Below are 16,173 nucleotides of genomic sequence, written 5' to 3'. Positions count from 1 at the left end.
CTGGCTTCATTGCGAAGCAGCCTCAAAGCAGCTACGAACGAGATACGGACGATGTCTTAGCCTTCTCACCAACGGCATCAACGATGCGTCGAATTATATTCATATTTAACCTGTTGGATTTGTTGAAAAAGCATAACTGGCAAAAGATAATTTTGTTGATATTAGAATTCCAGGTGTCTCCCAACAAAGAACAGGAGTTGGTTGACGGATCGTTCGTAATAATGCCCCAGATTATGGGCTGTATCTTCCAATACCAATAAATGATGATCCACGCCAGCGTTCGACAACTTTTTTGCAAACGCGCTGAATGCCTGTGGCCGATCTTGGTCTCCGTTCACCAGAAAGAATCCGAAACCCCGGTGCTTCCATGAGGGAAGCGCACGTGCCACGGCTCGTTCAAGTTCATCGCGCTCCAAGCGGATGCCGCCGCCCATACTTCCTGCGGCGCTAAACAATTCCGGGTACATAATGGCCAAACGCACCGCGCCCACACCGCCCATGGAGAACCCAACAACCCCACGGGCTTCCGCCCTCGAGATGGTCCGGTATTCGCGATCGATATGCGGAATCAATTCTGCTACCATCATCTGTTCCATTTCACCCCGATACCCACTCCGGCCACCATTCGGGAATACACAGATGACTGGGGGCAGTACTTGACTTTCGATAGCCTTCGCCAACCACGATGAAAAACCCGCGGCATCCGACGATTCGCTCCCACCCATACCATGTAAAAAGTAGATAACTGGGTATCGCTTAGCTGTCTGTTCATGATATTCCTTCGGCGTCCACACCGTATATCCGACGGCATGTCCCATCGCATTGCTTGATAAAATATAGTGATTGAGCCCGGCAATCTGGGGTATCTCTGGATTTACCCATCTCACTTCCGGATGTGCGGGGGGCTGTGCAACATTGGCTGCCCGCGCAATGCTGTTCGTTTGTGCAACAGATGATGGGACGGCAGATTTCAGTTCGCGATAAGAAATCAATTCGATTCCACGTTGGGCAACAATTCGCTGAACATCATCGTCGATAAACGCCCTAAAAACCCCAGCTCTGTCTTCAGCCACGTTTTCATAGCCCACATGCCCCAGACCCCGGGTTTCCAAGTCATCAAGTGCTGGGTGTTCGACCAACAAGTAAGTACCGGCCGACAGCTGTTGGAGTTGTCGTCGCAGTTTTCCAATCTTTTCTGAGGCCGGTACTGCACTTCCACTCCAACTTGGAAATCGCGAGACGCCTGCTAAATCAACCGCCAGACCATATTCGGCAGCCAGCTTTTGTAAGAGCTCTTTTGTGGCGTCTGAAAAACTCAGGCACCCCATATGTTCAGATAGGTGCGTAATGTGTGGGATCCGCTTTATGCCCAGTTCAATCTGCGCCCGGAGCTCCTGTTCGATTTCACGTATATCCCAGGCGCTTTCGACGATATTGGCCGCGCTAGGTATGCGGTCACTTTTCCAAACAAACGGAAAAAAGTAACCATCTTCGCCCGTAATGCTTGGGCATTGGGTAAGTGGGCGCCATTTTACTTTATCCCATTCGCTGGTCAACGTCAGATGGATACCCACATCGAGGTCTGGCCGGTCATTGAGCAACATGACAGCGTCTTCGAACCAAGCACCGGGAACCATCACTTCCACCGACCGGACAATTCCTTTTTCGTATGCCTCAATAGCTGCGACGTTGGCCGATCGAGATGCCCCCATATCGTCTGCGCGCACCAACAGTCGTATAGGCGCGTCTTGTGCCGTACCCGGCATGGTATTCAGTACGATGATCAGCAGCAAACTTAATTGTCTCATCTTGCTTTTTATTTTAGATTCAATATTGTTCCTATTTTTGGAGGACGCTCAGCAACTTGCGTTCCAGCTTATGGCTATACTACTCCTCTTACGCTACGTCTTTTCGTCCGGAATCAAGTAATCCGAAGGCGCGATTACGCTCACATATAAAATTTATAACGGGTTACCACCCGCTTGGAGGGTCACGATGCTCTTCCCCGGCAACAAAAAACGATTGCTGTCTCCACTCGAAACTTCAGAAATCAAGGTACAGTTTTCGGAACCTGTGGGATTCGTGCGGTACATTTCGAATGCTGCGGGAAGGCCACTTCCATTAAGGGAAATAGACTTGGGCTCACCCGCGTTGATGATGACCACAGATACCGTCCCATTTTCGGCGTGCTTGAAAGCTGTTACGAAAATGTCTTCGTCGGTGGAGGTAGCCTGTATACGAACCGCGCCGGGTCGGATAAATCGATAGTAATGTTTGGAAACGAAGTACTTGCTCCCTGGTAACGTACCATTCATCAAGTTGTATTCATCTATTCCATCGAGCTCACTTCCTTGCCACCAGACCCATGCGTTGACGTTCCCATGAACCAGGGCAGCCATCATGTCCAATCCCAAACCCAGTGCACCGGTCCTATCACCTGTCGTTTCCCAGTTCTCAGAATACCCCGAAGTTTCGGACATCCAGACCTTTTTTCCCATTGGTTCTGAAAACTGTTCAACATGGTTTTCCCACATATTTACCAGTTCAGAACCCGAGTTGGGCAATACCCCATCACTATAACCGTGTACAGCCAGGATGTCCAAGTTTGCCGCTGCCTCAGCATTCGCTTTTATTGCCGAGTGATAAAACCATCGCCAGTTTTTCTCCATTCCTTCCATGGACAACATATGTTCTGCCCCAAAAATATTGACACCAGGAAACACCTGCTTGATTTTAGGAACCACGTTGACCAGCAGATCGTTATACCAATACGTGGTATAGGTACAGGAATTAAACGATTGCGAAAAAGCGGGCTCGTTCTGTAAACTCAATGCATACAAATCAATCCCCAACTCCTGGTAAAGCTGAATATGATGGTTGAGGTAATCCGCAAACTCCCCATATTTGTTGGGATTCAATGTCCCTCCGTTTTTCGTGGTAACGGCGGAATCTTCCCAACGGGTTGCGTTTTCATCGCCGGCCCAGGAAAACTGTGTGGCCCATTTCATGTCGGCCGGGGGGCTCCATACCGAGGCAATAAATTTTAGGTTTACGTTGTGCTGATCTGCCTTTGCTTTCAACCCTACCACTACGGGGCGCTGCTTGGTCCAGTCGGCGTCTTGGTTTGCACTCACCGTTGCCGGAGGATAAATTTCGCTCCGCCAAATTGTTATTCCCAGATCGGCGATTACCTTCTCACCCCACTCAGTGTCCCACATATCTGTGCGCCACCAAGCATCCTTGGCGCCAAAAAAACCGAAACCGTCTATTGTTTGGTAGGTCTGGCCAAAGTCGAGTTGAATACGCGCACGCCGCAAATCGTCTGCGCTTTCTGGGGTCTCGCTGCCCTTCTTACAAGAACCTATTGATATCGTAATCGCGACAAGAATGCATTGAAAATACGTTAGCATATTTTTTTTAATGAGTTGTAAAGATAATATCAGTCAGCACGAATACCTTTGGCCGCTCTTGGATAATAACCAAAGAGCAGCCAAGGTAAACGAAGGGAAAGCGCCCACTTCATGCGCGATTAATCCTTGTTAATCGTAACCTGGGTTATTTTCTGTAATGCCGCTATTACGCTCAATTTCTGCATGCGGTAATGGGAATACCAAGTGCTTATTGACATCAAATTGTACCGGAGAAGCCAGATAGGTGCTGAACCCACTGTCGTCGCCTGTCCAGCCCGACAGATTGATATCGCCTGCTACGTGCCAGCGCTTCAGATCCCACCAACGGTGCCCTTCGCCAGCCAACTCCACATAGCGCTCGTCCCTAATCCATTGCATCACAACACTCGTGTTAGATTCGCTGGTTGGGCGCGCTTCCGGCAATACACCCTCACCATAGCCCGAGGAGCTTCCCCAATTTCTAGCACGATCACGGATCTCGTTGACATGCTGGATCGCTATGGCTGCATTTCCTGTTTTCAGTGCCGCTTCTGCGGCCAACAACTTCACATCGGCATACCGGAGAATACGTTCGTTATTTGCAGAACCTCCATGCATAGGAGGCAGTTCATTGACGCCATCAGGCTTGTTGTATTTTTGGAAAATACGTCCTTCCACCCCATCTTCCGGATTCAAAAAAACGTCGATCCGAGGGTCCGTACCAAATGCTGACAACAACTTTTCCGTAACGAGGTATCTGGTATTCGTTGCATCGTTAAAGTCACCACGCCCGGCAACCTCCATCATAAATCCCCGGAACACGCTCATGTTTTCAACACCCCGCCATCCACCGTCGTGGGCGAGGTTTAAGTTATTTCCACCTCCGTTGGGCCTCGTAGCCTGCAGCTCGTACAGGGATTCCGCATTGTTTTCGGTCGCCGCGGTAAAATTGTGTAAGTAGTCCGGCACCAGTACCGCTGTGATCGCGTTGAAGTAAGTCAATGCCTCCTGATAATCGCCGGTGGTTCCGGTATAATTACCACGAAACACTAAGGCTTTAGTCAACAAGCCCCGGACGGCATTCTTGGTAATTCTTCCCCTATACATTTCCGGCCAGCTTTCGGGAACTTTTGTAAGTGCGCTTTGCAAATCAGTAATCACCTGCGAAAGCACATCAATTGCTGGACTCTTGGGCGTATTTGTTTCTGCTTCCGTCTGCAAGCGTTTTGTTACCAATGGGACTGAACCAAATATATTAAACAACTTATAATATTGGTAAGCGCGAAAAAACAAAGCCTCACCTTCCATCATGGCAATCTCCTCGGCCCCATCAAATCCAGTATAATCAACATTATTGATTCTGTCGATCACTACGTTGGCCCGGGCTATCCCTTTATAAGCCGAAGTGAACGCAAACTGCAATCTTGAATTATTGGGGTTCAGTGAGCCATCAAACAGTTCGAAGAACGTATTGGTTCCTCGGCTTTCGGTCAGGTCGTCGCCCGGTAATAACCACATACCACTTATCCAACCGTTATAGCCGGTCGCCGAAAAATGGTAGTCATCGTATATGGTTGCATAGACGCCCGCGAGGGGGCCTCGGAAATCCCTAGCCGACGAAAAATAGCTCAATTCGGTCGGGCTAAAGGGCGCTTGGTCGACAAGAGATGGGTCACAACTGCTCATCGTAATCCCAATGGAACAGAAAACGAATATTAAATATTTTTTCATTACAATCAATTTTTTTAAGCGTAATACATGGACTATCTCCGATTAAAATCTCGCATTCAACCCCATCGTAAATGTTTTCGGCAAAGGGAACGCGTCATTCACCGGGTCCAGCGTGCTCCATCGGTGTAGATAGATGTTATTATGCCCGCCTACAAATACCCGCAAGGAGCTGACGGTGTTTCCCAGTGCTGTTAACGCCGAATTTTGCAGCGAGTAACCCAATTGCCACGTGTTTAATCGGAAGAACGAGGCGTCTTCGACCCATCGGTCGGACATTCGGTTGTTGCCGGCAGGATCACCCGCAACCGCCCTTGGAACGTCGGTGTTTGTATTCGTGGGTGTCCACCTGTCGACTGTCGTCGCCAACTGATTATGTACCCCTGACATGCTTTCGAACCGCCGTCTTGAGGAGTTTACCTTATCTACATCGCCTTCGCCATAAAAGTTCACAACCAGGTCCAATCCCTTCCAGCCTAAATTAAGGTTCAGACCATACGTGTATCCCGGCAATACATTACCGATTTCCGTACGGTCGAAATCGTTAATCCGCCCGTCGGGTGTAGTGCTATAGAAGCGTTCCTCGTCGGTCGGATTGCCCTGTACGTCTAAAAAGTACATGTCACCCGGCGCCACGTGGCTGACGTTGGTAACGAGGTTGTCCGGCGTATTGGCAAAATGTTCATCGATTTCCTGCTGGGTTGTGAAAATACCACCAGCCTTATATCCCCATATCGTGCCAATGGAGCGCCCTTCTTCAATGCGCACCACATTGTCGGCGTGTCTTCTATGCAAACCTGAAATCAGCAAGGGCTGGTCATTGTACAACTTGGTAACCATATTGGATACGAAGCTGATATTTCCCGAAATGCCATAATTAAATGCACCGGCTCTATCTTTGAAGCCCACCAAGAGGTCGACACCTTTATTCTCCAGTTCGCCGATATTGAATAACGGGTTGCTTGTTCCCACAGAAAGCGGCAAGCTCACCGTCTGAAGAATACCACTCGTGACTCGCCTGTACCACTCCGCAGTAACATTTAGCCGATTATTTAACAGCAGCGCGTCAAAACCGAGATTAACCGTGGAAGCTACTTCCCAGGACAGACTTGGGTTTGGAAAGTCATTGACCGTCGCACCTAACTGCATGATGCCGATCGCATCGCCGTTGCCCGATCCCCAACGATAAGTGGTCGAACCCGTATTCACCCGCGACAGGAAAGCGTATCTGCCAACCGCCGCCTCGTCATTTCCGGCCTCTCCCCAGCCCCCGTGAATTTTAAGGTCATCTACAAATTCTACATTGAAAAACGGCTCACTGCTGATACGCCAAGCACCGGAAACTGCATAGAAGTTACCCCACCGGAAGTCACGCGCGAATCCATTACTCGCATCCCTACGCATGGATACATCCAGGTAGTATTTGGAATCATAGTGATAGCTGGCCCTTCCCACCATACCAAACCAGAAACGGTGGTTCCAACTGTAAAAGCTGTTATTGTTGGCCAGGTCTCCCCCCCAACCCGTATATCTTGGATTTTCAGGAATGTTAGTTATATTATCGGAATTAAGGTTTACCGTCTCCCGCCGGTGGCGCTGATCCTGCACGCCGGCGACTACGTTCAAGTGATGCTTACTCGCAAATATTTTGGTATAGCTTGCCGTAAAATCAGTCTGGTAATTAAATGAGTTATTGATCCGATGTTCAATCCGTGCCTGGCTGTTTGGCGCATTGGGATACTGTACCCGAGGATCCTGGCCGACTGGCCTAAACAGGTTTGTAATCACCATCTGATCCAGGCCCCATCTGTCCTGCTTGGTATAGTCCAGGTTCAGGCTGCCGCGGAGAACTAGTCCTTTCAGTGGCGTGAGTTCCACATATAGCTGACCAAAATTCCGTTCGAGGTCAAAATACGGCGTATTAAAATCTGCCAACGCCGCTAAATTCTCGATCGACGCCTGGCCATATTTTTTCAGGCCCTGCCACGTCGTTCCGAGTCTGTACGGATCAATAACCGTTTCGTATCCCGACGGGTGGGAACCGTAAATGGGCTGCCAGGGTGGCGCATATGCCAACGCCTCGAGATCTCCTCCATAATTGGTAGATGTCTGGTTGGTGTATTTGTAATTCACTCCTACCTTAGCCCAGTCTGTAGCCTTGACATTCAGGTTAATTGCTCCTGTGTAGCGTTTCAAACGGTTTTTGTTGATACCGCCATTTTGATCAAAATAGCCGCCTGAAATGTAATAGTCGACCCGTGGCGTGGCACCGGACACCCGTAGGCTGTGATTCTGATTCAATGCGTTCCGGTCAACCAATTCTTCCTGCCAGTTATATGTGGTACGGTCAGCGATATAATACGGACTTTCCGGATCAAATTGCGGATTAAAGCTGGTCAGTCTGACCGCATCACTCGGCTCATCACGGCCATAGAGATTTCTGGCAATACTAACATCAGGATTCCGGCTGTTCTCGTACATCTCACGTGCGATGTCAACAAACTGCTCTGTGGTCAGCATGTTGAATTTAGGCATATTCTGCACCGCCATATTGGCATCAAATTCAATGATTGGCCGATCCGATTTTCCACGCTTGGTAGTAATCAACACGACTCCATTAGCGGCCCTGCTACCGTATATTGCTGCTGCGGACGCATCCTTAAGTACCGAAATTGATTCGATGTCGTTCGCATTAATGAGATTTAAAATATTCGGTGGAGTCCGAAGCGAACCGGAACTGATAACGTCTTCGTTTCCGTCTCTTGGGGGTTCGAATATCTGGCCATCCACCACATACAGCGGCTGCGAAGCGCCATTCCAGGTACCGACGCCACGCACGAAAATTTGGGGGGCCTCGTTAGGGTTCCCGCTTACGGGTGCAACGCGGACACCGGTCGTGTGTCCTTGCAGTGCAAATTGCGGAGATGCCTGCGGTATCCTTCCGATATCAGCAGCGCCAACTGTAGAAATCGATCCGGTCAAATCTCCCTTCCGCCGTTCACCAAAACCAACCACCACTACCTCGTCCAGACTGCTGACCGACGGGGTCATTACCACATTAAGGCTCGCTTGAACCTGACTAACAACTACTTGCTGGTCTTCAAATCCCAATAATGAGAACGTTAAGGTATTGTTAGCAGATGGAATGACTACCCGGAATCCACCATTTGCGTCGGTTGACGTGACAATTGATGAATTTTGTACCCTCACGGTAACCCCCTCCAAACTCTCACCGTTGTCACTGGTTACCCGTCCGGACACCTCTCGCTGCTGGATGCTGTTTATATCACGGTTTGGCAAGACCTTCTTCGAAATGATGACATATTTATCGCGGATAACATAATCTAACGACAACCCGTCAAAGCACTGTTCAAGCACCTCGGCCAGATCTGCTTCGACGGCCTTCACGGTTACGCTAGGGGTGTTAAATAGTGCACCGGCATCATAGAGAAAATTATAACCGCTTTGCCGCTTGATCTCTTTGATAATGGTGGTCACCGAAACGTCGCTCCGGTTGATTGTCACTTTCTGGCCGAACGCAAACACGCTAACGTGAACGCATATAATCAGGATTATAAAACACAGTCGCATGAGAACAGGTTTGCATAAACTGGTTGGCGTAACGCTACGCCGATTTGCTGTAATTTTTTTATACATTTGCATGTAGGTTTAATAATAGTGGTAACTCATGTTTATTGAACTGCCGTAACCGTTCTTAACGGTTACGAAAAGGTGGTGAACGCTGCAACGTTGACCGCCTTTTTTATTATTTAGGCGTAATTTCGGTTATTTCATGACTACAATCCTACCTCCTTCCATTTTATAGTGTAGTAATCCCGTATCTTTAAGTGCATCCATCAGTTCCTCCACATTGGTTAGTCGTGGGATGCTTCCCCCGATTCGCTTGCCTGCCATTCCATCCAAATATTCGACTTCTACGTCGTACCAACGACTTATCTTTTTCATCACCTCGCTGATCTCTTCGTTACTAAAAACAAACAAGTGATCTTTCCAGGAAATGATTTCTTCCGGATCAACTGAATTTACAGTGAAGTGGGATTGGCCACTTCGCGAACTAACCTGCTCGCCCGGCTTTAGGATCACGCTTTGGGAGGCTAAGCCATTCGAATCGTATGCGGGGGTAACTTTAACCTGCCCCTCAACTAATGTCGTTTTAGTATAGATATCGTCTTGATAAGCAGATACATTGAAATGCGTTCCCAACACCTCAACGTAATGCATTGGCGTGATGACTGCGAACGGCCAGTCGGCGGCGTGCTTGACTTCAAAATACGCTTCGCCCAAAAGCTCCACCTCCCTTCGATCCCTACCAAACCGGATCGGATAGGTCACTGATGACGCGGCATTAAGCCACAATTTGCTGCCGTCCGGAAGTGCTATTTGATATTGCCGGCCTTTTGGAATGACAATCGTATTCGTAGGTATTATCTCTTCGGTATCTGCAAACTCGCCTTGATAATGCAGGGAATTGCCCTGCAAGGTAATTTGGACACCCCTTTCTATGGCGAGTATCCCATCCGCCACACTATCCAGTTCAATGGTCCGGCCGTCTGCCAAACGGAGTAACGGTCGTTCTGAGGGTGAACTCGTAACGGTACGCGTCAATTCGACATCATGTTGCCCACGGTCGTTTTGGGAAGCACGCCACACCACCATCCAAACACTTAACGCGAGCAACATAACTGCTGCCGACCCGTACCACCACCAGTTCCTGATGTTGCGCACTTTCTTTCGGTTTGTAAAACTTCGATGGCTTACAATTCGCTGATACAATGCGTCCCCGTTTACGTCGACACCATTATTGGCTTCAGTTTCTTCCAGCATTTGTGTCATTAGCTTTTCCAATTCGGGGTGTATCCGGTCTGCGGCTATCTCGTCCAGCAACTCATCTAATTCGTCCGGACTCATTGCATCCGCCACATACTTGGTCAATAGCGCTCGCAGCCTGTCTTTTTCCATTTTATGAATATTTTTTCGATGCCATTTACCCACTTTTATTTATTGCGTAGACAAACATGTGTTATTCATGACTACTTGGTACGGATGAACCTTTATTCCTCCATTTAACTAGTAATACGGATAATGTCGGCGAACGGGTAGGATTAGAAAGAAAAAAATTAATCGCCTTATGGCAGCTGATTAACCATCGAATAAATAACGAATAAATAATGAATATCGTGCTTTCTTAAATGGGCCTTCAAAATTTTCAGTGCATTTACGAGATGGTATTTCACGGTATGTTTGGATAGACCCAATCGTTCTGCAATTTCCTCGTATGAAAGTTCTTCGTTTCGACTAAGCCGGAATACCTGCCGCTGCTGGTTATTAAGTAAATCGAGTGCTTCCTGCGTGATCCGTTCCAAATCGCCTAATAACACTTGTTCTTCCGTTTCATTGCTAGCTGGCTCCATAGTCCTAAGGACGTATTCACGGTATTCCTTTGAAGATGCTGCCTTTCGCCAAGCATCAACTAACGCTCGTCTAGCAATCGTAAACAGTAGCGGAGCTATCGGCTTTGTCGGGTCAAGGCGGTCCCGATGCAGCCAAAAATTGAGGAAAGTATGCTGGACAATCTCCTCACTTTGCGTTTTGTCCTTAATAAAATTGAAAGCAAATTGAAAAATCTTACGGTGAAATCGATCGAATATCTCACGGAAAGCACGCTCATCACCATTTATTAAACGGCGGCAAAGTTCAGGTTCCGGGAGGTGCTTTTTCATCATTTCTTAGAAAAGCTTGGTTAGCTGTAGCGGCGTATCCCACACCGGTACTACCGGGCAATGATACGAATTTAGCTATAAAAAGTGAAATGCAAGCAGATTAATGATTGTATTGATAGGAAAAACCTTGCTTTTCCATCCTTTTTTGGTTATTTTAGCCAATCACCAACAGCTCAATCATGCGGCAATTTTTATTAACGGCATTAACGATAGTTCTCTCTCAACAGCTGGTGACCGCACAGGAACTGCTTCAATATCGACATAACAAAATAATCCCTTCCGTCATTGAAGGGCCTGTGTTGCAGGCATTGTCTCATTACCCGGAGCTAAAAAAAACATCCATCCACTTTGTTTTTACAGACAAACTGGAAAAGTCTATCATGGCCGCAAGGCCAACCATCGGTTCGTTGCTTAAAAAGCGGCAAAACCGGACATATAAGGTGCTAATCAACCCTGCATTCAAACTTGGTTACGAAATAGAATCCATCAACGAGATCCCAGACAGCGTGCTGGTTGGCTGGCTGGGCCATGAGCTGGGGCATATCATGGACTATGAACACAAAAGCGCGTGGGGGATTATGGCAATGGGCATTTCTTATTCGTTATCCTATAATTACATCCGTAAGGCGGAATGCGTGGCAGATTCCTATGCTGTGGACCGCGGAATGGGCGCATATCTAGTCGTAAAAAAATCATTCATTTTGGACCACCCTGAACTGCCTCAGGCTTACCGTGACAAAATAAAGGCACTGTACCTATCGCCTGAAGACATTAACAAACTGGTGGCAGATTTAGAATCCGAAGACACCGGTGAGCAAGCTGAATTACGAATCGACGACGAAAAAGCGGTTTACGAAGGCGAAGTGGGAATCCGCGGAGAAAGTCTACCGGGTAATGGTTAACTTCGCGTCCACAGAATAGCTCCGCATGCAACGATTATCATTAACTGTATTGTTTTTTTGGCTTGTATTACCCACAAGCGCCCAATCCTTAGCACAGCAACTCGTATCCGCTTTCCACGCGTTCGAAACCCACGAAAGCTTGGCTAACGGAGTGGCGTCGCTCACCGTTATCAATGCCAAAAACGGCGAGGTGATATTCGCCAAAAACGAAAAATTGGGCATGGCCCCCGCTTCCACATTGAAAACAGTGACAGCAGCCACTGCCTACTATACACTCGGCGCGGATCACACCTTTGAAACCACGCTTTATTATACCGGCCAAATCGATGCGGCCGGGACCTTAAAAGGAGATCTTGTCATTTTGGGGTCGGGCGACCCATCCCTGGGTAGCGATCGTTTTCCGGGAACGACCGACACGGTATTGCTGGCGGCTTGGGTACGGGCCGTACGGGCCAAAGGTATCCGTAAAATCGAGGGACGTGTCATCGCTGATGACCAGTTATATAATGGGCAAACCGCACCCAGGGGTTGGACGTGGCAAGACATGGGCAACTACTACGGCGCCGGTGTCTCGGCACTTAACTGGCGTGAAAATGCGGTAGGCATCAATTTCATAGCAGGGTCGTCTCCGGGAGCTGCTACACAAATCGGTAAAACCACGGCCGACCTCAGTTATCTGCGCTTAGTAAACGAAACGACAACCGGCAACCGTGGTACGGGCGACCGCGTATACGCATTTTCGGCACCCTATTCCAGTCGTATCTACCTTAGGGGTACATACGGAATCGACCTGCAGAAAACCATTTACCTCTCGCTCCCTGATGGTGCATACGATGCGGCCCATCAACTGCAACGTGCTTTGCAACAGGAAGGGATTGAGCTAGTCGGTACACCAACTACCACCCATTTAATGCACCTTGCGGGCAGCGCCCTGCCCAGCGGTGGCACTACCATCCACGCGCACGCTTCCCCAGCACTCGGGGAGTTGATTTACTGGTTCAACCAAAAGAGCATCAATTTATATGGCGAAGCGCTCTTGCTCGCCATGATACAGCACCAATCCGAACAAACCAACACCCGCGACGGAGCAGAAATGCTCCAAGAATTTTGGTCGGAGAAATTGGCTCTTCCCGCCAGTGAGCTGAAAATCACAGACGGTAGCGGTTTATCGCCCGAAAATCGGATAACGACTAATGCGCTTACTCGGATTTTGGCTTCGGTGAAGAGCGAACCGTGGTTTGCCAATTTCTTTGAAAGCCTCCCAACCTACAACGGGATGAAGATGAAAAGCGGAACCATCAGCGGCGTGTTGGGCTATGTAGGGTACCAGACCAGCAAAGACGGAACGCCCCTGGTGTTCTCCCTGCTGGTCAACAATTATAATGGGCCGGCCACGCCAATGCGGCAGCGGATGTTTCAATTGTTGGACGTGCTTAAGTAAACAAGGACGAAGAAAACTATTACCTTTGCACCGGATTGCCAGCTGGCGAAGCCAAGTAAGCGCAAAAAACCAATAACACATGAATAAAACGAATCGGAAGCAAGATGCCCTGGATTACCACGCGAAAGGAAGACCGGGTAAAATAGCCGTTGTACCTACAAAACCTACGCAATCACAACGAGATCTGTCGTTGGCATACTCCCCGGGCGTAGCGGAACCTTGCCTACGGATTGCCGAAAATAAGGAAGATGCATACAAATACACCGCAAAAGGCAACCTGGTGGCGGTTATCAGTAACGGTACCGCCGTACTCGGGTTGGGAGACATTGGCCCGGAAGCAGGTAAGCCCGTTATGGAGGGCAAGGGACTCTTATTTAAAATCTTTGCCGATATCGATGTCTTTGATATTGAACTAGACACCAAAGATGTCGACGAATTTGTTCGCATCGTCAAGTGCCTAGAACCTACTTTTGGCGGTGTCAACCTCGAGGATATCAAAGCTCCCGAGTGTTTTGAGATTGAACGCAGGCTTAAAGAGGAGCTGAACATCCCGGTGATGCATGACGATCAACATGGGACTGCAATTATCTCCGGTGCAGCGCTTATCAACGCCTGTGCACTACAGAAAAAGAAATTAGAGAAGGCAAAAATCGTTGTAAACGGTGCCGGTGCGGCAGCCATCTCGTGCACGCGCATGTACATGGCTTTAGGGGCCCAAAAGGAAAATATCGTCATGCTCGACAGCAAGGGTTGCATCCGCAACGACCGACCCGACCTCGACCCAACAAAGGCTGAATTTGCAACAAGCAAAAAAATAGCGTCGTTGGCAGATGCACTAAAAGGTGCCGATGTATTTATCGGGTTGTCCAAGGGAGATGTTGTCACGGCTGAAATGCTGAAGACCATGGCAAAAAACCCCATCGTATTTGCCATGGCCAACCCTGATCCCGAAATAGCATATCCACTGGCCGTGAAAACACGCAAAGACGTGATTATGGCAACGGGGCGCTCAGACTTCCCCAATCAAGTGAATAATGTATTGGGATTCCCCTACATCTTTCGTGGGGCACTGGATGTGCGCGCAACGGCTATCAATGAGGAAATGAAGATTGCTGCGGTGCTGGCCATCGCTGAACTAACTAAGCAACCCGTACCGGAAGCGGTAAACCAAGCCTACGATGCCCAGAACCTGAAGTTTGGCCCCGATTATATTATTCCAAAACCAACCGATCCACGCCTCATTACAGAAGTAGCGCCAGCCGTAGCCCAAGCCGCCATCGACTCGGGAGTGGCACGCAAAACGATAACCGATTGGGACAAGTACCGCGAGGAATTGCGACAACGGCTGGGGCAGGATGATCGGATTATGCGCAATTTAAGTGACTCCGCGAGGCGTAGTCCCAAACGCGTTGTTTTTACCGAAGCGGACAATTACAAAACCCTCCGTGCGGCACAAATCGTCAAGGAAGACGGAGTAGCCATTCCTATACTCCTAGGTAACAGGAAGAAAATACAGCAGCTTATTGACGACAATCTGCTGGAACTGGCCGACGTACCGATTATCGACCCCGTGGAGGAAAAAGGCGGGGAACGCTTCCAGAAATATGTCGATTTCCTATATGCCAAACGGCAGCGGCGCGGTGTCTCCTATTTGGATGCGCAAAAACTCATGCTCGACCGGAACTATTTTGGTGCGAGCATGGTCCAGTTCGGTGAGGCCGATACGCTCATTTCCGGACTTACCAAAAATTACGCCACTGCCATTCGCCCGGCACTGCATGTGATCGGCACACAACCCGGAAGCAAACTGGCAGGGATGTATATGATGCTGACAGCAAAAGGACCGGTATTCTTTGGCGACACGACTGTCAACGCTAATCCCACTGCCGAGGAACTGGTAGACATTACCGTATTACTCCATGACACGGTAAAGAAAATGAACATCACGCCGCGTATCGCCATGCTGTCTTATTCCAACTTCGGTTCAAACAGTGGTGATGTGCCCGACAAGGTCCGTAAGGCGGTTCATTTACTGCACGAAAAGCACCCCGAAATACACGTGGACGGCGAAATGCAGGCGAATTTCGCCATGAATAGCGACCTACTGGCATCCAACTTTCCATTTAGTACATTGAACGGATCACCAGCCAACACACTCGTATTCCCCAACCTCGAATCGGGCAACATTGCCTATAAATTACTACAGGAAATCGGCGGTGCGGAGGCCGTTGGCCCCATTCTACTGGGTATGAATAAACCGATGCACATTCTGCAATTAGATAGTTCTGTGCGCGAGATCGTTAATATGGTCACCATTGCCGTGGTCGATGTGCAATCGAGGGAACCCGAGGCGAGTAAACAAAAAAAGAGATAAAGCGACATGTATGAATACCTGAATGGCAAACTGGCGCATAAGGCGCCTACACATGTGGTACTCGATGTTGGTGGCATAGGTTACCACGTCCATATTTCCTTACACACCTACTCACAAATAAAGGATAACGAGCAGTGTAAGCTGTTCATCAGCTTTCAGGTGCGGGAAGATGCACATACACTTTTTGGATTTGCGGAAGCAGGTGAACGTAGGCTATTTGAACACTTGATATCCGTTTCGGGTATTGGTCCGAACACCGGCCGGATGATTCTTTCGTCCATTACACCGGAAGAAATTCGTTCGGCTATCATACAAGGGAATGTGCCACTTATCCAACGCATCAAAGGAATAGGTCCCAAAACCGCCCAGCGCATGGTACTCGAATTGCAAGATAAACTCAAGAAACAGGGACCGGATGCATTGACAGCGGTCCAGCGCCAGCAAAGCATACCGGAAGAAGCATTAAGTGCATTGGTTATGCTGGGGTTCGCGCGGGTACAAGCCGAGAAGGTGTTGACTGGCGTACTTCAAGGCAGTCCGGACTTAACCGTGGAAACCCTCATCAAGGAAGCGTTGAAAAAACTTTGAGGTTTTTTAC

10 protein-coding genes are annotated in these 16,173 nt (G+C 48.8%); 4 read left to right on the top strand and 6 right to left on the bottom strand.

Features of this window, described 5'->3' with window-relative positions; genetic code table 11:
• Positions 1–161: 161 nt before the first annotated feature.
• The 6 genes from VNQ80_RS10780 to VNQ80_RS10755 all read right to left on the bottom strand — a co-directional run bounded on the left by VNQ80_RS10780 (position 162) and on the right by VNQ80_RS10755 (position 10,861).
• Positions 162–1,808 carry a ChbG/HpnK family deacetylase gene (locus tag VNQ80_RS10780; protein ID WP_325638371.1) on the bottom strand — a complete coding sequence of 549 codons (1,647 nt, stop codon included), beginning with the start codon at positions 1,806–1,808 and terminating at the stop codon, positions 162–164.
• Between the two features lie 153 nt (positions 1,809–1,961).
• A complete protein-coding gene (locus VNQ80_RS10775; RefSeq protein ID WP_325638369.1) occupies positions 1,962–3,410 on the bottom strand; it encodes a glycoside hydrolase family 30 beta sandwich domain-containing protein in 1,449 nt (482 codons plus the stop codon).
• Positions 3,411–3,539: 129 nt separating this feature from the next.
• Entirely contained in the window at positions 3,540–5,120 is a 1,581-nt protein-coding gene (locus tag VNQ80_RS10770; RefSeq protein WP_325638367.1) for a RagB/SusD family nutrient uptake outer membrane protein, read from the bottom strand.
• A 42-nt stretch (positions 5,121–5,162) separates the two neighbouring features.
• Entirely contained in the window at positions 5,163–8,774 is a 3,612-nt protein-coding gene (locus VNQ80_RS10765) for a TonB-dependent receptor (protein WP_325638366.1), read from the bottom strand.
• A gap of 129 nt (positions 8,775–8,903) precedes the next feature.
• The gene (locus tag VNQ80_RS10760; RefSeq protein ID WP_325638365.1) at positions 8,904–10,097 is read right to left on the bottom strand and encodes a FecR family protein; all 1,194 of its coding nucleotides are present in this window, start codon (positions 10,095–10,097) and stop codon (positions 8,904–8,906) included.
• A gap of 167 nt (positions 10,098–10,264) precedes the next feature.
• Complete coding sequence (locus tag VNQ80_RS10755) at positions 10,265–10,861, bottom strand: RNA polymerase sigma-70 factor (protein WP_325638364.1); 597 nt, start codon at positions 10,859–10,861, stop codon at positions 10,265–10,267.
• Positions 10,862–11,037: 176 nt separating this feature from the next.
• On the opposite strand from VNQ80_RS10755, the gene VNQ80_RS10750 reads away from it, so the two are divergent.
• The 4 genes from VNQ80_RS10750 (at position 11,038) to ruvA (ending at position 16,163) form a co-directional block, all read left to right on the top strand.
• Positions 11,038–11,760 (top strand): hypothetical protein, encoded by a 723-nt coding sequence (locus VNQ80_RS10750; protein WP_325638363.1) that lies wholly within the window; start codon positions 11,038–11,040, stop codon positions 11,758–11,760.
• Between the two features lie 25 nt (positions 11,761–11,785).
• On the top strand, positions 11,786–13,201 hold the full coding sequence (gene dacB / locus VNQ80_RS10745; protein WP_325638361.1) for a D-alanyl-D-alanine carboxypeptidase/D-alanyl-D-alanine endopeptidase: 1,416 nt from the start codon (positions 11,786–11,788) through the stop codon (positions 13,199–13,201).
• Between the two features lie 79 nt (positions 13,202–13,280).
• The gene (locus tag VNQ80_RS10740; RefSeq protein WP_325638359.1) at positions 13,281–15,575 is read left to right on the top strand and encodes an NADP-dependent malic enzyme; all 2,295 of its coding nucleotides are present in this window, start codon (positions 13,281–13,283) and stop codon (positions 15,573–15,575) included.
• Between the two features lie 6 nt (positions 15,576–15,581).
• Positions 15,582–16,163 carry a Holliday junction branch migration protein RuvA gene (ruvA, locus tag VNQ80_RS10735; protein ID WP_325638357.1) on the top strand — a complete coding sequence of 194 codons (582 nt, stop codon included), beginning with the start codon at positions 15,582–15,584 and terminating at the stop codon, positions 16,161–16,163.
• Positions 16,164–16,173 lie beyond the last annotated feature (10 nt).

Source organism: Parapedobacter sp. (genome assembly GCF_035556095.1).
Classification (GTDB): Bacteria; Bacteroidota; Bacteroidia; order Sphingobacteriales; family Sphingobacteriaceae; genus Parapedobacter.
The sequence above is the reverse complement of the archived record's forward strand: the minus strand, read 5'-3'. Positions and strand labels throughout refer to the sequence as shown.

Bases quoted from the DNA above. Each gene is read 5' to 3' on its own strand.
- VNQ80_RS10780 (WP_325638371.1), bottom strand. From the start codon at position 1,808: ATGAGACAATTAAGTTTGCTGCTGATCATCGTACTGAATACCATGCCG.
- VNQ80_RS10775 (WP_325638369.1), bottom strand. From the start codon at position 3,410: ATGCTAACGTATTTTCAATGCATTCTTGTCGCGATTACGATATCAATA.
- VNQ80_RS10770 (WP_325638367.1), bottom strand. From the start codon at position 5,120: ATGAAAAAATATTTAATATTCGTTTTCTGTTCCATTGGGATTACGATG.
- VNQ80_RS10765 (WP_325638366.1), bottom strand. From the start codon at position 8,774: ATGTATAAAAAAATTACAGCAAATCGGCGTAGCGTTACGCCAACCAGT.
- VNQ80_RS10760 (WP_325638365.1), bottom strand. From the start codon at position 10,097: ATGGAAAAAGACAGGCTGCGAGCGCTATTGACCAAGTATGTGGCGGAT.
- VNQ80_RS10755 (WP_325638364.1), bottom strand. From the start codon at position 10,861: ATGATGAAAAAGCACCTCCCGGAACCTGAACTTTGCCGCCGTTTAATA.
- VNQ80_RS10750 (WP_325638363.1), top strand. From the start codon at position 11,038: ATGCGGCAATTTTTATTAACGGCATTAACGATAGTTCTCTCTCAACAG.
- dacB (WP_325638361.1), top strand. From the start codon at position 11,786: ATGCAACGATTATCATTAACTGTATTGTTTTTTTGGCTTGTATTACCC.
- VNQ80_RS10740 (WP_325638359.1), top strand. From the start codon at position 13,281: ATGAATAAAACGAATCGGAAGCAAGATGCCCTGGATTACCACGCGAAA.
- ruvA (WP_325638357.1), top strand. From the start codon at position 15,582: ATGTATGAATACCTGAATGGCAAACTGGCGCATAAGGCGCCTACACAT.